The organism is Rhodocyclus purpureus (assembly GCF_016653115.1).
GTDB classification, from domain to species: Bacteria; Pseudomonadota; Gammaproteobacteria; order Burkholderiales; family Rhodocyclaceae; genus Rhodocyclus; species Rhodocyclus purpureus.
The window spans coordinates 104,945-123,500 of record NZ_NHRX01000038.1 but is presented as its reverse complement, the minus strand read 5'-3'; the positions used below and the strand labels follow the sequence as shown (position 1 = coordinate 123,500).

The 18,556-nt window shown below is 68.5% G+C and carries 15 protein-coding genes; 12 read left to right on the top strand and 3 right to left on the bottom strand.

All coding sequences use genetic code 11. The annotated features are described in order from the left end of the window. Window positions 1-58: 58 nt before the first annotated feature. The 4 genes from CCR84_RS07970 (at window position 59) to CCR84_RS07955 (ending at window position 4,583) form a co-directional block, all read left to right on the top strand. Complete coding sequence (locus CCR84_RS07970; protein ID WP_338052585.1) at window positions 59-2,164, top strand: ATP-dependent helicase; 2,106 nt, start codon at window positions 59-61, stop codon at window positions 2,162-2,164. Window positions 2,165-2,290: 126 nt separating this feature from the next. Then, window positions 2,291-3,124: a hydroxyethylthiazole kinase gene (gene thiM / locus CCR84_RS07965; RefSeq protein ID WP_201211180.1), complete on the top strand. Its 834-nt coding sequence runs from the start codon at window positions 2,291-2,293 to the stop codon at window positions 3,122-3,124. Further along, window positions 3,117-3,791 (top strand): thiamine phosphate synthase, encoded by a 675-nt coding sequence (gene thiE, locus CCR84_RS07960; protein WP_201211179.1) that lies wholly within the window; start codon window positions 3,117-3,119, stop codon window positions 3,789-3,791. Before thiM ends, thiE begins: the two co-directional genes overlap by 8 nt. Before the next feature lie 174 nt (window positions 3,792-3,965). Beyond that, window positions 3,966-4,583, top strand: coding sequence for an SOUL family heme-binding protein (locus tag CCR84_RS07955; RefSeq protein WP_201211177.1), 618 nt, complete (start codon window positions 3,966-3,968; stop codon window positions 4,581-4,583). Between the two features lie 55 nt (window positions 4,584-4,638). On the opposite strand, the gene CCR84_RS07950 is transcribed toward CCR84_RS07955, so the two are convergent. The 3 genes from CCR84_RS07950 to CCR84_RS07940 form a co-directional block, all read right to left on the bottom strand. Continuing rightward, a complete protein-coding gene (locus CCR84_RS07950; RefSeq protein WP_476705549.1) occupies window positions 4,639-5,091 on the bottom strand; it encodes a type II toxin-antitoxin system YhaV family toxin in 453 nt (150 codons plus the stop codon). Continuing rightward, window positions 5,088-5,408, bottom strand: a complete 321-nt coding sequence (locus CCR84_RS07945; protein ID WP_201211175.1) for a type II toxin-antitoxin system PrlF family antitoxin — start codon at window positions 5,406-5,408, stop codon at window positions 5,088-5,090. The genes CCR84_RS07950 and CCR84_RS07945 overlap by 4 nt, the downstream gene beginning before the upstream one ends. A 151-nt stretch (window positions 5,409-5,559) precedes the next feature. Then, window positions 5,560-6,609, bottom strand: coding sequence for an AraC family transcriptional regulator (locus tag CCR84_RS07940; RefSeq protein WP_201211173.1), 1,050 nt, complete (start codon window positions 6,607-6,609; stop codon window positions 5,560-5,562). A 180-nt stretch (window positions 6,610-6,789) separates the two neighbouring features. On the opposite strand from CCR84_RS07940, the gene CCR84_RS07935 reads away from it, so the two are divergent. The 8 genes from CCR84_RS07935 (at window position 6,790) to CCR84_RS07900 (ending at window position 18,534) form a co-directional block, all read left to right on the top strand. Continuing rightward, window positions 6,790-7,962, top strand: a complete 1,173-nt coding sequence (locus tag CCR84_RS07935) for an isovaleryl-CoA dehydrogenase (RefSeq protein ID WP_201211171.1) — start codon at window positions 6,790-6,792, stop codon at window positions 7,960-7,962. 1 nt (window position 7,963) lies between these two features. Next, entirely contained in the window at window positions 7,964-9,571 is a 1,608-nt protein-coding gene (locus tag CCR84_RS07930; protein WP_201211170.1) for a carboxyl transferase domain-containing protein, read from the top strand. Between the two features lie 11 nt (window positions 9,572-9,582). Next, window positions 9,583-10,365 (top strand): enoyl-CoA hydratase/isomerase family protein, encoded by a 783-nt coding sequence (locus CCR84_RS07925; RefSeq protein ID WP_201211168.1) that lies wholly within the window; start codon window positions 9,583-9,585, stop codon window positions 10,363-10,365. Window positions 10,366-10,705: 340 nt separating this feature from the next. Then, window positions 10,706-12,709 (top strand): acetyl/propionyl/methylcrotonyl-CoA carboxylase subunit alpha, encoded by a 2,004-nt coding sequence (locus tag CCR84_RS07920; protein ID WP_201211167.1) that lies wholly within the window; start codon window positions 10,706-10,708, stop codon window positions 12,707-12,709. A 67-nt stretch (window positions 12,710-12,776) separates the two neighbouring features. After that, a complete protein-coding gene (locus CCR84_RS07915; protein ID WP_201211165.1) occupies window positions 12,777-14,465 on the top strand; it encodes an AMP-binding protein in 1,689 nt (562 codons plus the stop codon). 11 nt (window positions 14,466-14,476) lie between these two features. Next, window positions 14,477-15,382, top strand: coding sequence for a hydroxymethylglutaryl-CoA lyase (locus tag CCR84_RS07910; RefSeq protein ID WP_201211163.1), 906 nt, complete (start codon window positions 14,477-14,479; stop codon window positions 15,380-15,382). Next, window positions 15,379-17,352, top strand: a complete 1,974-nt coding sequence (locus tag CCR84_RS07905; RefSeq protein ID WP_201211162.1) for an acetoacetate--CoA ligase — start codon at window positions 15,379-15,381, stop codon at window positions 17,350-17,352. The genes CCR84_RS07910 and CCR84_RS07905 overlap by 4 nt, the downstream gene beginning before the upstream one ends. Window positions 17,353-17,394: 42 nt before the next feature. Continuing rightward, on the top strand, window positions 17,395-18,534 hold the full coding sequence (locus CCR84_RS07900) for a S1C family serine protease (protein WP_201211161.1): 1,140 nt from the start codon (window positions 17,395-17,397) through the stop codon (window positions 18,532-18,534). Window positions 18,535-18,556 lie beyond the last annotated feature (22 nt).

Sequence of the window (18,556 nt, the reverse complement as noted above, 5' to 3'; positions counted from 1 at the left end):
CGGTCGATCCGTGGACGGCCGCCGCCAGTGGCGAGGCACACGCCGGGAAAGGACCGCGGTGAGCGAAGCACTGGACGACACCCACTCCCACTCGCCTGAAACGGACCTGCCGGACTACCTGGCCGGACTCAACGAGGCGCAGCGCGACGCGGTCACCGACGGCATCGGCCCGGACCACGCAGCCGGACCGCTGCTGGTGATCGCCGGCGCCGGCTCGGGCAAGACCAACACCCTCGCCCATCGCGTCGCGCACCTGCTCGCGCACGGCGCCGACCCCGCTCGGATCCTGCTGCTGACCTTCTCGCGCCGAGCCGCCGACGAAATGACGCGACGCGTGCAGCGCATCGCGGCGCAGCTTTCGCCGCGCCATTCCAGGCTCGCCAGAGGCGGCTTTCCCTGGGCGGGAACCTTCCACAGCGTCGGCGCGCGCCTCCTGCGCGAGTACGCCGGCAACATCGGGCTCGACCCCGCCTTCACCATCCACGACCGCGAGGATTCGGCCGACCTGATGAACCTCGTCCGCCACGAGCTCGCGCTGTCGGCGAAGGGCAAGCGTTTCCCGTTGAAATCGACCTGCCTTTCGATCTACTCGACGGTGGTGAACACACAGGCGAAGCTCGCCGAGGTCCTGCAAGGGAGCTTCCCATGGTGCGCCGAGTGGGAGGACGAGTTGCAGCGCCTGTTCCTCGCCTACGTCGAGGCCAAGCAGGCGCAGGCGGTGCTCGACTACGACGACCTGCTGCTCTACTGGACACAAATGGTCGCCGACCCCGATCTCGCGCGCGCCGTCGGCGGCCGCTTCAGCCACGTGCTGGTCGACGAGTACCAGGACACCAACCGCCTGCAATCGAGCCTGCTGCTGGCGATGAAACCCGACGGACGCGGCCTCACCGTCGTCGGCGACGACGCGCAGTCGATCTACCGCTTCCGCGGCGCGACGGTACGCAACATCCTCGACTTCCCGACGCAGTTCGACCCGCCGGCGCGGCGGGTGACACTGGAGCGCAACTACCGCTCGACGCAAACTATCCTCGCCGCGGCCAACGGCGTCATCGGTCTCGCGCGAGAGCGTTTCACGAAGAACCTGTGGAGCGAACGCGCCTCCGCCCAGAAGCCGGCGCTGGTGGCGGTGCGCGACGATGCCGATCAGGCGGGCTACGTCGTCGAGCAGGTGCTGGCGCGACGCGAGAACGGGCTCCGGCTCAAGGCGCAGGCCGTGCTGTTCCGCGCGGCGCAGCACAGCGTGCGCCTGGAGATCGAACTGACCCGTCGCAACATCCCGTTCGTGAAATTCGGCGGGCTGAAGTTCCTCGAAGCGGCGCACGTCAAGGACCTGCTGGCGATCCTGCGCTGGGCGCAGAACCTGCGCGACCGCGTCTCGGGTTTCCGCGCGCTGCAGCTGCTGCCGGGAATCGGCCCGAAGGGCGCCGGCCGCATCCTCGACAACCTGCAGGCGGCGCCCGCGGGCTGCGCGCTGCTCGCCGAGCAGCCGGTGCCGCCGGCGGCGCAGGAAGCGTGGCACGAATTCGCCGCGCTGGTGGAAGCGATCGGCGGCGACGATGCGCACTGGCCGGCGCCGCTGGAGCGGGCGACGCAGTGGTACGCAGGACAGATGGAGCGGCTGTTCGAGGATGCCTCGGTGCGCATGGCCGACATCGAGCAGATGGCGCGCATCGGCGCGACCTACCCCTCGCGCGAGCGCTTCCTCACCGAACTGACGCTCGACCCGCCCGACGCGACCAGCGACACGCCGGGCGCCCCGCTGCTCGACGAGGATTACCTGATCCTGTCGACGATCCACTCGGCGAAGGGACGCGAATGGTCGGCGGTTTCGCTCCTCAACGTCGTCGACGGCTGCATTCCCTCGGACCTGGCCACCGGCAACGAAGCCGAGATCGAGGAGGAACGCCGCCTGCTCTACGTCGCGATGACGCGCGCCAGGGATCACCTCGACCTGATCGTCCCGCAGCGCTTCCACGTTTCCGGCCAGGCCGGAACGGGAGACCGGCACGTCTATGCGAGCCGCACGCGCTTCATCCCGCAGTCCCTGCTGGCCCACTTCGAGCAGCGTTCGTGGCCGCAGGCGGATGCCGGCGCCGGAACGGGCGCGATATCGGGCACGCGTATCGATCTCGCCGCGCGCATGCGGGCGATGTGGCAGTGACCAGCAACGTTCGGCGTTTCCGCGCGGCGAAAAACCGTTACCCTTCCCCCTGAATCCGCGCTTGCCGGCGCTGCCCCACGACCACTCATACGCCCGCGCCGGCCTTTCCCGAAGAGGAGCCTTGTCATGTCAAAAGAAAAACTCGATGCCGAAGCGCTCTGGTCCGACCTCGAGGCCGTGCGCGAGCGCGCGCCGCTGGTGCATAGCATCACCAACCTGGTGGTCATGAACTTCAACGCCAACGCGCTGCTCGCGGTCGGCGCGTCGCCGGTGATGGCGCACGCGCACGAGGAGGTGCGCGAGATGGTCGGCATCGCCGACGCGCTGGTGCTCAACATCGGCACGCTGGAACCCGACTGGATCCGCGCGATGCAGCTGGCGCTGCGCAGCGCACTCACGCGCGCCATTCCGGTCGTGCTCGACCCGGTCGGTGCCGGCGCCACGCCCTACCGCGACCAAGCGCTGGTCGAACTGCTGGAGACCGGCAGCCCCACGGTGCTGCGCGGCAACGCTTCCGAGATCCTGAGCATGGGTGGGCTGGCCGGTGGAACGCGCGGCGTCGACAGCAGCGCGGTGTCGGACGCGGCCGTGTTCGCCGCCCGCGGGCTGGCGCGCGAGCTGGGCTGCGTCGTCTGCATCAGCGGCGCCGACGACCACATCGTCGACGCCGGCGGCCGGCACGTGACGCTGTCCAACGGCCACCCGTGGATGACGCGCGTCACCGGCGTCGGCTGCTCGGCGAGCGCCCTGATCGGCGCCTTCGCCGCGGTGCAGCCCGACCCCTGGCGCGCCACCGTCGCCGCCATGGCCTGCCTTGGCGTGGTCGGCGAACTCGCGGTCGAACGCACGCAGGCGGCGGGCGCCGGCGTCGGCCGCCTGCAGATCAAGCTGCTCGACGGCCTGCAACTGCTCGACCGCGAGGCCTTCGCCGAGCGCCTGACGATGATCGAACATGCCTGAACGCGAGGACCTGCGCGCGGCACTGCGCCTGCAGCTCGTCACCGACCGCATGCTGTGCGGCGAACGCGGCATCCTGGCGGTGGTCGAGGCGGCGGTGCGCGGTGGTGTCAGCTGCGTCCAGCTGCGCGAGAAGACGCTCGACACGCGCGCCTTCGTCGATTGCGCGCGGGCACTCAAGGCCCTGCTCGCACCGCTCGGCATTCCGCTGATCGTCAATGACCGCGTCGACGTCGCGCTCGCCTGCGGCGCCGACGGCGTCCATGTCGGGCAGCGGGACATGGCCCCCGAGGACGTCCGCCGCCTGCTGCCGCACGCGCTGATCGGCCTCTCGGTCGAGTCGATCGAGCAACTCGCCGCCGCCGAACGCGCGCCGGTCGACTACTACGGCGTCAGCCCCGTGTTCGCGACCGCGACCAAGCAGGACGCGGCGCCGGCGCTCGGTCTCGCCGGCCTGCGCGCGCTGCGCGCACGCACGCGGCGGCCACTGGTCGCGATCGGCGGCATCGACGCCGGCAACGCCGCGGCGGTGATCGAAGCCGGCGCCGACGGCCTGGCCGTGGTCAGCGCGCTGTGCGCGGCCACCGACCCGGAAGCCGCTGCGCGCGAACTACGCGTGCAGATTCGCGCCGGCAGCCAGCCGGCTGTCAGTCCCTGGATTGAACCTTAAAACCTCTTTTCAGCCACGAAAAACACGAAAGCCGCGAAACAACACATAGGGTTGCGGTCGTTCAGCATCTAACCAATCGGATTGTTTCGACTCTGCGTCGAACCCCATGAACGATTTCGTGTTTTTCGTGCATTTCGTGGCCAAGTGCTTTTTTCAGGTTGAAAGGAATCCATGATGAAATTTCTTCTTGCCATCGCCAGCGCACTCGTCCTCCTCGCCGGCGGCAGCGCCCGCGCCGATGCCAACCCGGCCCCCGCCTACCGCGTCGTCGCGCAATACCCGGACTTCGAGCTGCGCGAGTACGCGCCGTACATCGTCGCCGAAGTGCGCGTCAGCGGCCCGTTCAGCGAGGCCGGCAACCAGGGCTTCCGTATCCTCGCCGGCTATATCTTCGGCAAGAACAAGGGCGAACGGCAGCTGGCGATGAGCACTCCGGTGACGCAGGAAGCCGAGCCGAAGAAGATCGCGATGACGACGCCGGTGACCCAGGAGCCGGCCGGCGCCGAGCAGCTGCTGCAGTTCCGGATGCCCGAGGGATTCACGCTGGCGACGCTGCCCGAGCCGCTCGACCCGCGCGTGACATTCAGGGAGATCGCCGGCGGCCGCTTCGCCGCGATCCGCTACTCGGGACGCTGGACCGACGCCAACTATGCGGAGCACCTGGCCATCCTGCAAAACGCCGTCGCTGCCGCCGGCCTGCGCACGAGCGGAGAACCTGTCTTCGCCCGCTACAACCCGCCGCTGACGCCCTGGTTCCTGCGCCGCAACGAAATCTGGCTGAAGGTCGACTGACCCGGCACAGCGGTGGCTGCGCGGTCGAACATAAGGGGTCCTTGGCCGGGCCTGACTACTTCCACTCCGGCTTGCTTGCCGACACGAGTCCCGCCCAGTCATCAGGCGGATGGCCGCGTTGCAGCATTTTGTGGAAGACCGCGTAAGGGTCGGACTTGCTGCCCGAGGAGCGCAAGGTATTCTCGTCATTGACCCAGGCAAAGACGATGATCCTGCTCTTCGAGTCGAAGCGGAAAAACAGGCGGAAGCGCCGACCGATCTTGGCCCGTCGCCAGTACCGGAACGCAGGCCCCAGCGTGTTCCCCTGACGATACTCCTCGCGCTTGGGGTCGCCGGGCACCGTATCCAGGATCAACTGCGACAAGGCATTGAAGAGCTTGAAGTTGGCGTTCTCCGCGAAGCCGACGGGGTCCTGTGCCCGCGCACGCTCGGCCGCAGCGTGCAGCTTTTGCAGTTGCTCGATCAGGCAGTCATGGAAGAGCAGCTTCCAGCCATGACGCACGATCACAGCGTCACGTCACCTTCGATGTCTTCACCCACGTCGACCGGCTGTCCGCTCGCGACCAACATCGCGCGTGCCAGATCGTCCGGCAAGGCGCCGAGGTGACGGCCGGAATGGATGTCCTTTTCGAGCAGCGCGAGAAAACTTCCGATCGCAGGATCTTCGTGGGGCTCGTCTTCGACACGGGAGACCACCACCTGCGAACCCAGCAGGTCGAAGGCAACCTTGCCACCGTAGTCCACACCCAATGCCTGACGGATGGCTTTGGGCAAGGTGATCTGGCCCTTGGCGGTGAGGGTGGCGACTTCGTGGATGGCGTGCATGGTCATTCTCCTCTCAGCAGATCTACTGTAAGAATTATTCCTTACTTAGTCAAGCTCCCAGCACGTCCAGGCCGCCGCATGGCCCGGGAGGAACAGGCCGACACCTCCCGGACCGACCGGTGGACGCTCGCCGAGGCAAGCGTGTCCTGTGTCACCCCTCCGGCTTCCCCGCCGACTCCCTGAACGCCCCCGGCGACTGCCCGGTCCAGTCCTTGAACGCGCGCGAGAAACTCTTCTCGTTGCGATAACCGACTGCCTGCGCGACCTGCTTGAGCGGGCGCTTGCTGCGTGTCAGCAGCCGCATCGCCTGCTCACGGCGCGCTTCGTCCTTGAGCGCCAGCAGCGTCGCACCTTCCTCGCGCAGCTGGCGATGCAGGGTGCGCGGAGACACATGCAGGCGCCCGGCGATGCTCTCGGCGGTGAGCGCGGCATTGGCTTCGGCCTTGAGCAGTTGGCGCACGCGCTGCACGAGCAGGCGGTCGCGGCGGTACTGGAGGACGGTCAGCGGCAAGGCGCGTTTGAGCATCTGCTGCAGGTCGTGCTCATCGCGGCGCAGCGGCAGGCGCAGGTACTGCGCGTCGAAGCGGATGCCGGCACAGGCGGCGTCGAACAGCACCGGACCGGGGAAGATCAGCGGGTAGGCCGACTGGTGGGCGGGCGCCGGATAGGGGAAGGAGGCGGCCAGCAGCGGGATGCGCGAGTCGATCAGCCAGCAGGCGTAGCCGAGGATGTAGCGCAGGCAGGTGACGAGACAGAGTTCCTGCATCGGCCCGAGTTCGCGCCGCGTCTCGATCGCGAGCGTCGCCAGCGACCCGGCGACTTCGAGGCTCAGGACGATGTCGTCGGTGAGCAGCCGGTGATGTCGGCACCAGCGTTTCAAGGCGATGCCGAGTTCGGGCGAAGTCAGCGAAGCGCGACACAGCATCCCGTAGCTTCCCCACGGCAGCTTGCGCGAGAACCAGCCGAGCGCCTCGTCGTCGAGTTCCTGCATCGCCACCGCCGACATGATCTCCATCTGCGTGGCGGTGACGCGGGCACCGGGGTCGGCGAGGAGTTCCGGCGCAATCCGTGCCGTATGCAGGCAGTTGGCGGGATCGGCGCCGTAGCGGCGATACGCGAGGACGATCGCGCGGATGAAGGCGATCGGCGTCGCCGCGGGTCCGCGCAGCGGGTCGGGAGGGGGAACGTAGCTCCGGCTCATGGTGCGCAGCACTATAAATCGCCTGGCACGATTTGCAACCGTTTTGGCGCTCGCCGCGCCATGACGATCACTACACTGTGGCGTCCCTTGCAGCGGCCGCCGGACGCCCTGCCCTCGCCCTCGCGGTGAGACAGCGCGACGCCGGCCGCCTCCCCAACGCTTCCGCCACAGGTGCCCCGCATGAACATTCCCAGCCTCGACTTTGCCCTCGGTGAAGACATCAACATGCTGCGCGACAGCGTCAAGGCTTTCGCCGACGCCGAGATCGCACCGCGCGCCGCCGAGATCGACCGCGTGAACGAATTCCCCGCCGACCTGTGGCGGAAGTTCGGCGAGATGGGCCTGCTCGGCATGACCGTCGGCGAGGAATACGGCGGCAGCAACCTGGGCTACCTCGCGCACATCGTCGCGCTCGAGGAGATCTCACGCGCGTCGGCCTCGGTCGGCCTCTCCTACGGCGCGCACTCGAACCTGTGCGTAAACCAGATCCGCCGCAACGGCAACGAGGCACAGAAGAAGAAGTACCTGCCCAAGCTCGTTTCCGGCGAGCACGTCGGCGCGCTGGCGATGTCCGAACCGGGCGCCGGCTCCGACGTCGTCTCGATGAAGCTGCGCGCCGAGAAGAAGGGCGACCGCTTCGTGCTCAACGGCTCGAAGATGTGGATCACCAACGGCGGCGACGCCGACACGCTGGTCGTCTATGCCAAGACCGACCCCGACGCCGGCCCGAAGGGGATCACCGCATTCATCGTCGAGAAGGGCTTCAAGGGCTTCACGCACGGCCCGCACCTCGACAAGCTCGGCATGCGCGGCTCGAACACCTTCCCGCTCTTCTTCGACGACTGCGAGATCCCCGAGGAGAACGTGCTCGGCGGCGTCGGCAACGGCGTCAAGGTGCTGATGTCCGGCCTCGACTACGAGCGCGCAGTGCTCTGTGGCGGCCCGCTCGGCATCATGGCCGCGTGCATGGACATCGTCGTCCCCTACCTGCACGAGCGCCGCCAGTTCGGCCAGGCGATCGGCGAATTCCAGCTGATGCAGGGCAAGGTCGCCGACATGTACTCGACCTGGCAGGCGACGCGCGCCTACGTCTATGCGCTCGGCCGCGCCTGCGACCACACCGACCACGCGCGCAGCCTGCGCAAGGACGCCGCCGGCGCCATCCTCTACGCGGCCGAGAAGGCGACCTGGATGGCCGGCGAGGCGATCCAGACGCTCGGCGGCGTCGGCTACACCAACGACTACGCGACCGGCCGCCTGTGGCGCGACGCCAAGCTCTACGAGATCGGCGCCGGCACCAGCGAGATCCGGCGCATGCTGATCGGTCGCGAACTGTTCGCGGAGACGAACTGAGATGAGCGTGATCAAGAGCCAGATCAACCCGCGCGCGGCCGACTTCCAGGCCAACGCCGCGGCGATGCGCGCGCTGGTCGAGGACCTGCGCGATACGGCCGCCGCTGCGGCCAGAGGCGGCGGCGAAGCGGCGCGCGCCAAGCACGTCGCGCGCGGCAAGCTCCTGCCGCGCGACCGGGTCGATCACCTGCTCGACCCCGGCACCGCCTTCCTCGAGGTCGGCCAGCTGGCCGCGCATGGCATGTACGACGGCGAGGCGCCGTCGGCCGGCGTCGTCACCGGCGTCGGCCGGGTCAACGGCGTCGAGTGCATGATCGTCGCCAACGACGCGACGGTGAAGGGCGGCACCTACTACCCGCTGACGGTGAAGAAGCACCTGCGCGCGCAGGAGATCGCCGAGCAGAACCACCTGCCGTGCATCTACCTGGTCGACTCGGGCGGCGCCTTCCTGCCGCGGCAGGACGAGGTCTTCCCCGACCGCGACCACTTCGGCCGCATCTTCTACAACCAGGCCAACATGTCGGCCAAGGGCATCCCGCAGATCGCCGTCGTCATGGGCTCGTGCACCGCCGGCGGCGCCTACGTGCCGGCGATGTCGGACGAGACCGTCATCGTCAGGAACCAGGGCACGATCTTCCTCGGCGGCCCGCCGCTGGTCAAGGCGGCGACCGGCGAGGTGGTGAGCAGCGAGGACCTGGGCGGCGGCGACGTGCATACGCGCATCTCGGGCGTCGCCGACCACCTCGCCGAGAACGACCAGCACGCGATCAACATCGCCCGCCGCATCGTCGCCAACCTCAACCGCGTCAAGCCGACGCAGATGGCGCTCGGCAACGGCGAGGCACCGCTCTACGACCCCGAGGAAATCTACGGGATCATCCCGACCGACTCGCGCAAGCCCTACGACGTGCGCGAGATCATCGCGCGCACCGTCGATGGCTCGCGCTTCGACGAATTCAAGTCGCGCTACGGGACGACGCTGGTGTGCGGCTTCGCGCAGTTGCACGGCACCCCGGTCGGCATCGTCGCCAACAACGGCATCCTCTTCGGCGAGTCGGCGCAGAAGGGCGCGCACTTCATCGAACTGTGCGCGCAGCGCGGCATCCCGCTGCTCTTCCTGCAGAACATCACCGGCTTCATGGTCGGCCGCAAGTACGAGAACGGCGGCATCGCCAAGGACGGCGCGAAGATGGTCACCGCGGTGGCGACCGCGCAGGTGCCGAAGATCACGATGGTGATCGGCGGCTCCTTCGGCGCCGGCAACTACGGCATGTGCGGTCGCGCCTACAGCCCGCGCTTCCTGTGGATGTGGCCGAACAGCCGCATCTCGGTGATGGGCGGCGAGCAGGCGGCGAGCGTGCTGGCGACGGTACGTCGCGACGCGATCGAGGCCAAGGGCGGCGCCTGGAGCAAGGAGGACGAGGAGGCGTTCAAGGCGCCGATCCGCGCCCAGTACGAGGAGCAGGGCCACCCCTACTACGCGAGCGCGCGCCTGTGGGACGACGGCATCGTCGACCCGGCGCAGACGCGGCGCATCCTCGGCCTGTCGCTGTCGGCCTCGCTCAACGCGCCGATCCAGCCGACCCGCTTCGGCATCTTCCGCATGTGAGGACGCCCGCCATGTACGAGACCCTCGACATCGAACGCGCGGGCGCGGTCGCCACGCTGTGGATGAACCGCCCCGAGCTGCACAACGCCTTCAACGCGCAACTGATCAGCGAGCTGACCGCGGGCTGCCGCGAGCTCGACGCCGACCCCGCGGTGCGCGTCGTCGTCCTCGCCGGACGGGGCAAGAGCTTCTCCGCCGGCGCCGACCTCAACTGGATGAAGGCCGCCGGCGAGGCGAGCGAGGAGGCTAACTTCGCCGACGCGATGAAGCTCGCGACGATGCTGCGCACGCTCGCCGAGATGAGCAAGCCGACCGTCGCGCGCGTCCATGGCGCGGCGCTCGGCGGCGGCATGGGACTCGCCTGCGCCTGCGACATCTGCATCGCCGGCGAGCGCGCGGTCTTCGCGGCCTCGGAGGTCAGGTTCGGCATCATCCCCTCCGCGATCAGCCCCTACGTGATCCGCGCCATCGGCGAACGCCAGGCCTACCGCTACTTCCAGACCGCCGAACGCATCGACGCCAGGCGCGCCGCCGAACTCGGCATCGCGCACGAAGCCGTCACCAGCGAAGCGCTCGACGCCAGGGTGCGTGAGGTGGTCGAGGCGCTGCTGCAAGGCGGACCCCGGTCGCAGAACGCGGCCAAGGAACTGATCCGCGCGGTCGCCCAGCGGCCGGTGGACGACGCGCTCGTCGCCGACACCGCGCGCCGCATCGCCTCGCTGCGCACGACACCCGAAGCGAAGGAAGGCCTCGCCGCTTTCCTCGGCAAGCGAGCGGCGGCGTGGGTCGCCTGACGCCGCGTAGATCGGGTTAGCGTGCAACGTGGAACAATTTCGTGAGACATCGGCCGACCTGATCTGCCGCAGCCGTCGCGATCAGCAGCCCGTCATCGCGAGCCCGAAGGGCGTGGCGATCCAGTGCGTGGGGCTGTCATCCTGTCGCCCGAACTGGCGATGCCGCGAAACTGGAAGAACGAACTGGATTGCCACGGCGCTACGCGCCTCGCAATGACGGTAGCGAATGGCTGCGTTTCATGCTCAGGGGTGGCAAGACTGGCCATGATCGTTAACGCAGCGTAACCCGACAAACTCTCGATCGACCCGCCGAATGCAGCGAATGAAAAGGAAACCCGACATGTTCAGCAAGATCCTGATCGCCAACCGCGGCGAAATCGCCTGCCGCGTGATCAAGACCGCGCGCCGGCTCGGCATCAAGACGGTGGCAGTCTATTCCGAGGCCGACGCCAACGCGCGCCACGTCCGCCTCGCCGACGAGGCAGTGCTGATCGGCCCGGCCGCCGCGCGCGAGTCCTACCTCGTCATCGACAAGATCATCGCCGCGGCCAAGGCCACCGGCGCGCAGGCGATCCACCCCGGCTATGGCTTCCTCTCCGAGAACGAGGACTTCTGCCACGCCTGCGAGGCGGCCGGGATCAGCTTCGTCGGCCCGCCGGTCGCGGCGATCCGCGCCATGGGCTCGAAGTCGGCAGCGAAGAAGCTTATGGAAGAGGCCGGCGTCCCGCTCACCCCCGGCTACCACGGAGACCGGCAGGAGCCTGAATTCCTGCGCGAAGAGGCCGACTCGATCGGCTACCCGGTGCTGATCAAGGCCGCGGCGGGCGGCGGCGGCAAGGGCATGCGCCTGGTCGAGCGCAGCGAGGACTTCATCGATGCGCTCGCCTCCTGCCAGCGCGAGGCGCGGTCGAGTTTCGGTGACGACCACGTGCTCGTCGAGAAGTACGTCACCCGCCCGCGCCACATCGAGATCCAGGTCTTCGGCGACACGCACGGCAACTGCGTCTACCTGTTCGAGCGCGACTGCTCGGTGCAGCGCCGCCACCAGAAGGTGCTCGAGGAAGCCCCGGCCCCGGGGATGACGCCCGAGCGGCGCGCGGCGATGGGGCGGGCCGCGGTCGATGCGGCGAAGGCGGTCGGCTACGTCGGCGCCGGCACCGTCGAGTTCATCGCCAACCAGGACGGCAGCTTCTACTTCATGGAGATGAACACGCGCCTGCAGGTCGAGCACCCGGTGACCGAGATGATCACCGGACTCGACCTGGTCGAATGGCAGTTGCGCGTCGCCGCCGGCGAGCCGCTGCCGCTGGCGCAGGAGCAGCTGCAGATCCACGGCCACGCGCTCGAAGCGCGCATCTACGCCGAGGACCCGGCGAAGGGCTTCCTGCCCTCGACCGGCCGCCTCCTGCACCTGTCGCCGCCGGCCGAAGGCATCCACGTGCGCGTCGACACCGGCGTCGAGGAAGGCGACGAGATCAGCCCGCACTACGACCCGATGATCGCCAAGCTGATCGTCTGGGACCAGAACCGCGAACGTGCCCAGGTGCGCCTCCTGCAGGCGCTCGCCGAGTACCGGGTGGTCGGCGTCGCCAACAACATCGACTTCCTCGCCCGCCTGGTCGCCTGCCCGGCCTTCGCCGGTGCCGACCTCGACACCGGCTTGATCGAGCGCGAGAAGGCCTACCTCTTCCCCGAGCAGGCGGAAGTCCCGCGCGAAGTCTGGCTGATCGCCGCGCTCGCCGAGTTGCAGAAGGAGCGGCGCTACGCGCGTGCCGACGCGGCGGCGAGCAGCGAACCGAATTCGCCGTGGTTCATCCGCGACGGCTGGCGGCTCAACGCAGCGGCAAGGCGCGAGTTGATCCTGCGCTGCGGCGAGACCGAGAAGCGCGTGCAGGTGACCTACCTCGCGCGCAGCTACCGCTTCCTGCTCGACGGGCAGGAAATCGAGCTCGCCGGCGAGATCGACAGCCGCGGCCAGATGCGCGTCGAACTCGGCGGCCGGCGCATGGATGCGACGGTGATCAGCGCAGGCGAGAAGCGGCACGTCTTCGTCGATGGCCGCACCTGGCAACTGGCGCAGGTCGATCCGCTCTTCCACGCGGGTGAAGGCGGTGGCGCCGAGGGTGGCCTGCTGGCGCCGATGCCGGGCAAGGTGATCGCGCTGCTCGCCGAAGCCGGCCAGCGCGTCGCCAAGGGGACGCCGCTCCTGATCCTCGAAGCGATGAAGATGGAGCACACCATCAACGCCCCGGCAGCCGGAACGCTGAAAGCCTTCCGCTTCGCGGTCGGCGACCAGGTGAACGACGGGTCCGAACTGGTCGAGTTCGAGCCCGAAAAGGCCTGAAGAAGCTGCTCCGGAGCGCTCGCCTCCGGGGCCGGGCAGTCCTGCACAAGATCACAAGGAGACAGACATGAACAAGCTCAGTTACGTCAATGGCAGCTCCGACAAACCGCTGATCGGCCAGACCATCGGCAGCTTCTTCGACGAGGCCTGCGCGCGCCACGCCGAGCAGGAGGCCCTGGTCGTCCGCCACCAGAACGTGCGCCTCTCCTACGCCTTGCTGCGCGAGAAGGTCGACGCGCTGGCCTGCGGCCTGCTGCGCGCCGGGCTGATGCCCGGCGACCGGATCGGCATCTGGTCGCAGAACAACGAGGAATGGGTACTGACGCAGTTCGCCACCGCCAAGCTCGGGCTGGTCCTGGTGACGATCAACCCCGCCTACCGCCGCGCCGAGCTCGAGTACGCGCTGAACAAGGTCGGCTGCCGCGCACTGATCCTGTCGCCGGCGTTCAAGAGCAGCAACTACCTCGAGATCCTGCAGGACCTCGCGCCCGAACTCGCGCACTGCGCGCCGGGAAGGCTGAAGTCGGCGCGCCTGCCGAGGCTGGACACCGTGATCCGGATGGGCGACGACAAGACGAGCGGAATGTTCAACTTCGGCGAACTGCTCAAGGCGCCGACGCGCGCCGAACTCGACTGGCTCGCCGAGATCGGCGAGACGCTGCAGTTCGACGACGCGGTGAACATCCAGTTCACCTCGGGGACGACCGGCAATCCGAAGGGCGCGACGCTGTCGCACCACAACATCCTCAACAACGGCTATTTCGTCGGCGAGGCGATCAAGCTGCGTGAGGGTGACCGCCTGTGCATCCCGGTGCCGCTCTACCACTGCTTCGGCATGGTGATGAGCAACCTCGCCTGCCTGACCCACGGCGCGACCATGGTCTTCCCGGCCGAGTCCTTCGAGCCGCTGGCCGTGCTGCAGACGGTCGCCGAGGAGAAGTGCACGGCACTGCACGGGGTGCCGACCATGTTCATCGCCGTCCTCGACCACCCGGATTTCGACCGCTACGACCACGCGCAGCTGCGTACCGGCATCATGGCCGGCAGCCCCTGCCCGATCGAGGTGATGCGCCGGGTCATCGACCGGCTGAACATGCGCGAGGTGACGATCGCCTACGGCATGACCGAGACCTCGCCGGTCAGCTTCCAGAGCGGCACCGACGACCCGCTCGAACGCCGCGTGTCCACGGTCGGCCGCGTGCAGCCGCACTGCGAGGTGAAGATCGTCGACAGCGAAGGTCGCATCGTGCCGCGCGGGACGCCGGGCGAGCTGTGCACGCGCGGCTACTCGGTGATGCTCGGCTACTGGAACGACGAAGCGAAGACCAGCGAGGCGATCGACAAGGCCGGCTGGATGCACACCGGCGACCTGGCGACGATCGACGAGGAGGGCTACTGCAACATCGTCGGCCGCATCAAGGACATGGTGATCCGCGGCGGCGAGAACATCTACCCGCGCGAGATCGAGGAATTCCTCTACCGCCACCCGAAGGTCCGCGACGTGCAGGTGGTCGGCGTTCCCGACCGGAAGTACGGCGAGGAACTGTGCGCACTGATCATCGTGCGCGAAGGCGAGAAGCTCGGCGAGGCCGAGGTGAAGGACTTCTGCCAGGGCCAGATCGCGCACTACAAGATCCCGCGCTACATCCGCTTCGTCGACGAGTTCCCGATGACCGTGACCGGCAAGATCCAGAAGTACCAGATCCGCCAGCGCATGAAGCGCGAACTCGGGCTCGAAGACGTGGAGACGGCGTGAGGATTCCGGCAATGAAACTGCCAGCAAGCGTGCGCATCGTCGAGGTCGGCCCGCGCGACGGACTGCAGAACGAGAAACAGCTCGTCCCGACCGCGGTCAAGCGCGAGCTGATCTCCCGGCTCGGCGCGGCCGGGCTGCAGTCGATCGAGGCGACTTCGTTCGTCTCGCCGAAGTGGGTGCCGCAGATGGCCGACAACGCCGAACTGATGGCCGGGCTGGAGCGCCTGGCGGGCGTTTCCTACCCGGTGCTGACGCCCAACCTCAAGGGCCTCGAGGCCGCGCTCGCGGCCGGCGCCGAGGATGTGGCGGTATTCGCGGCGGCCTCGGAGTCGTTCAGCCGCAAGAACATCAACTGCTCGATCGCCGAATCGCTGGACCGCTTCGCGCCGGTGATGGCCGCCGCGCGGGAAGCCGGCGTGCGCGTGCGCGGCTACGTCTCCTGCGTCGTCGGCTGCCCGTACGAGGGCGAGATCTCGCCTTCCGCAGTCGCCGCCGTCGCCGCGACGCTGTTCGAGATGGGCTGCAACGAGATCAGCCTCGGCGACACGGTCGGCGTCGGCACGCCGCTGAAGATCCGGCGCATGCTCGACGCCGTCGCCGCCAAAGTGCCGCTGTCCAGGCTCGCCGGCCACTACCACGACACTTACGGGATGGCGATCGCCAACATCTACGCCTCGCTGGAGGCCGGAGTGGCGGTCTTCGACGCGTCGGTCGCCGGGCTCGGCGGCTGCCCCTACGCCAGGGGGGCCGCCGGCAACGTCGCCACCGAGGACGTCGTCTATCTGCTCGACGGACTCGGCATCGAGACCGGCATCGACCTGACGCAACTGGTCGACTGCGCGCACTGGATCAGCGAACAACTGGGCCGCAGGCCGAATTCGAAGGTCGCCCTCGCCCTGCAAGGAGCCAAGCAATGAATCATCCCCTGTGGACACCCAGCCCCGAACGCATCGCCGCCAGCGCGCTGGCGAAATTCGGCGAGCGCGCGCGCGCCGTCAGCGGCCGCGCAATCGCCGACTATGCCGAACTGCACGCCTGGTCGATCGACTCGCCGGCATCCTTCTGGCGCGAGGTCTGGGACTTCGGCGGCGTCATCGGCGAGCGGGGTGCAAGAATTCTCGAAGACGGCGAGCGCATGCCCGGTGCGCGCTGGTTTCCCGACGCGCGGCTCAACTTCGCCGAGAACCTGCTGCGCGACTGCGGCAACGAACAGGCGCTCGTCTTCCGCGGCGAGGATAAGGTGAAGCGTTCGCTGACGCGTGCCGAACTGCGCGCCGAAGTCGCGCGCTTTGCCGCAGCGCTGCGCGCGGCCGGCGTCCGCACCGGCGACCGCGTCGGCGCCTACATGCCGAACCTGCCGGAGACGCTGGTCGCGATGCTCGCGGCGGCCAGCATCGGCGCCGTGTTCACCAGCGCCTCGCCCGACTTCGGCGTGCAGGGCGTGCTCGACCGCTTCGGCCAGACGCAGCCGAAGGTGCTCGTCGCCTGCGACGGCTACTGGTACGGCGGCAAGGCGATCGACATCCGCGGCAAGCTCGCCGAGCTGCTGCCGCAACTTCCCTCGGTCGAGCGTCTCGTCGTCGTCCCCTACCTCGACCCCGGCGCCGAACTTGCCGCGATCGGCGCAGCAGCGAAGGTCGTCGCCTGGGAAGACTTCGGCGCGCCCTTCATCGGCGAGCGCGTCCCCGGCTATGTACGCCTGCCCTTCGACCACCCGCTCTACGTGATGTACTCGTCGGGAACCACCGGCGTCCCCAAGTGCATCGTGCACGGGGCCGGCGGCACGCTCTTGCAGCACCTCAAGGAGCACCTGCTGCACAGCGACATCCACGAGGGCGACCGCCTCTTCTACTTCACCACCTGCGGCTGGATGATGTGGAACTGGCTCGTCTCGGGCCTTGCCGCGGGCGCGACGCTGATGCTCTACGACGGCAACCCCTTCGTCGACGACGGCCACATCCTCTGGGACTACGCGCAGGAGGAACGCATCACGCACTTCGGCACCTCGGCCAAGTACATCGAGACGCTGGCCAAGAGCGGCCTGCGCCCGGCCGAGCACTACGACCTGTCGGCGCTGCGCGCGCTGATGTCCACCGGCAGCCCGCTGGCGCCGCAGAGCTTCGACTTCGTCTACGAGGCGATCAAGCCCGACCTGCAGCTCGCCTCGATCTCGGGCGGCACCGACATCATCTCCTGTTTCGTGCTCGGCAACCCGACCCTGCCGGTGTGGCGCGGCGAGATCCAGTGCATCGGCCTCGGCATGGCGGTCGAGGTGTGGGACGACGAAGGCCGGCCGATCGCCGGCGAGAAGGGCGAGCTGGTGTGCACACGGCCCTTCCCGAGCATGCCGATCGGCTTCTGGAACGACCCCGACGGCGCCAGGTACCGGGCCGCCTACTTCGAGCGCTTCCCGGGCGTCTGGTGCCACGGCGACTTCTGCGAGGTGAGCGCGCACGGCGGACTGATCATCCACGGTCGTTCGGACGCGACCCTGAACCCGGGTGGCGTGCGCATCGGCACCGCCGAGATCTACCGCCAGGTCGAGAAGCTGCCTGAAGTAATCGAGTCGATCGTGATCGGCCAGGACTGGCCGCCGCAGGCGCCGACCGACGTGCGCGTGGTCCTCTTCGTCCGCCTGCGCGAGGGACTCTCGCTCGACGAAGCGCTCGTGTCGCGCATCAGGCAGACCATCCGCGACAACGCGACGCCGCGCCACGTTCCCGCGCGCGTGCTGCAGGTGCATGACATCCCGCGCACCAAGAGCGGCAAGCTGGTCGAGCTGGCAGTGCGCAACACGGTCCATGGCCAGCCGGTGAAGAACATCGAGGCACTGGCCAACCCGCAGGCGCTCGCCGAGTACGCGGCTATTCCCGAACTGGCGTCCTGAGTGGAAAATCACGGGCTGGGAAGATCACCGACCGGTCCGCAAATGAAAACCTCGAACTCCGCGCGCCCCTCGTTCATGCGCCGCCTGCTCGCCGTCGCCAGCCTGGCGGCGCTACTGCTCGGCCTGTGGCAGTTGCTGCCGTTTGCCGAATCCCTGTGGGCGCCGGATACCGCCACGCCGCGCACGGTCAGCGCGCGCGGCGACCTGGCGGCCGACGAGAAGTCGACGATCGAGCTGTTCGAGCGATCGCGCGACTCGGTGGTGTATATCTCGACCTCGGCACTGGTGCGCGACGCATGGACGCGCAACGTCTTCGCTGTCCCGCGCGGCACCGGCTCCGGCTTCATCTGGGACGACGCCGGCCATGTGGTGACCAACTACCACGTGATCGAGAACGCGTCGGCGGCGACGGTGAAGCTCGCCGACGGTCGCGACTACAAGGCCGCGTTGGTCGGCGCCAGCCCCGACCACGACATCGCGGTGCTGAAGATCGGCGTCGGCTTCAAGCGGCCGCCGCCGGTACCGGTAGGAACCAGCGCCGACCTCAAGGTCGGGCAGAAGGTGTTCGCCATCGGCAACCCCTTCGGCCTCGACTGGACGCTGACCAGCGGCATCGTCTCGGCACTCGACCGTACGCTCGCCGGCGAACGCGATGGCCAGGCGATCCAGCACCTGATCCAGACCGACGCGGCGATCAACCCCGGCAACTCGGGCGGACCGCTGCTCGACTCGGCCGGGCGGCTGATCGGCATCACAACGGCGATCTACAGCCCGAGCGGCGCCTCGGCGGGGATCGGCTTCGCGGTGCCGGTGGACACCGTGATGCGCGTGGTGCCGCAGATCATCAGCCAAGGCAAGTACATCCGGCCGGGGCTCGGCATCGAGGCCGACGAGCGGATCAACCGGCAACTGGTGGCGATGAGCGGAACGCAAGGCGTGTTCGTGCTGCGCGTCGAGCCGGGATCGGCCGCCGACCAGGCGGGCCTCAGCGGCGTCAGCCGCGGCAATGGCGGCATCGTTCCCGGCGACGTCATCACCGCGGTCGCCGGCAAGCCGATCCGCTCGCTGCAGGAACTGCTGCTGCGCCTCGACGAGTTCAAGGTCGGTGATGTCGTCGCGCTCGGCGTCGAACGCGACGGCAGGAGTCGCGAAGTCAGCGTGACGCTGCAGCCCGGAGTCTGAACTGCTGCAGCGCAGCGCCAGC

What these genes read in the sequence shown, in the direction of transcription:
- CCR84_RS07940 (WP_201211173.1), bottom strand. Translation starts at nt 6,609, where the DNA reads ATGAGCCGGAGCTACGTTCCCCCTCCCGACCCGCTGCGCGGACCCGCG.
- CCR84_RS07930 (WP_201211170.1), top strand. Translation starts at nt 7,964, where the DNA reads ATGAGCGTGATCAAGAGCCAGATCAACCCGCGCGCGGCCGACTTCCAG.
- CCR84_RS07915 (WP_201211165.1), top strand. Translation starts at nt 12,777, where the DNA reads ATGAACAAGCTCAGTTACGTCAATGGCAGCTCCGACAAACCGCTGATC.
- CCR84_RS07920 (WP_201211167.1), top strand. Translation starts at nt 10,706, where the DNA reads ATGTTCAGCAAGATCCTGATCGCCAACCGCGGCGAAATCGCCTGCCGC.
- thiE (WP_201211179.1), top strand. Translation starts at nt 3,117, where the DNA reads ATGCCTGAACGCGAGGACCTGCGCGCGGCACTGCGCCTGCAGCTCGTC.
- thiM (WP_201211180.1), top strand. Translation starts at nt 2,291, where the DNA reads ATGTCAAAAGAAAAACTCGATGCCGAAGCGCTCTGGTCCGACCTCGAG.
- CCR84_RS07955 (WP_201211177.1), top strand. Translation starts at nt 3,966, where the DNA reads ATGAAATTTCTTCTTGCCATCGCCAGCGCACTCGTCCTCCTCGCCGGC.
- CCR84_RS07935 (WP_201211171.1), top strand. Translation starts at nt 6,790, where the DNA reads ATGAACATTCCCAGCCTCGACTTTGCCCTCGGTGAAGACATCAACATG.
- CCR84_RS07910 (WP_201211163.1), top strand. Translation starts at nt 14,477, where the DNA reads ATGAAACTGCCAGCAAGCGTGCGCATCGTCGAGGTCGGCCCGCGCGAC.
- CCR84_RS07945 (WP_201211175.1), bottom strand. Translation starts at nt 5,408, where the DNA reads ATGCACGCCATCCACGAAGTCGCCACCCTCACCGCCAAGGGCCAGATC.
- CCR84_RS07925 (WP_201211168.1), top strand. Translation starts at nt 9,583, where the DNA reads ATGTACGAGACCCTCGACATCGAACGCGCGGGCGCGGTCGCCACGCTG.
- CCR84_RS07905 (WP_201211162.1), top strand. Translation starts at nt 15,379, where the DNA reads ATGAATCATCCCCTGTGGACACCCAGCCCCGAACGCATCGCCGCCAGC.
- CCR84_RS07900 (WP_201211161.1), top strand. Translation starts at nt 17,395, where the DNA reads ATGAAAACCTCGAACTCCGCGCGCCCCTCGTTCATGCGCCGCCTGCTC.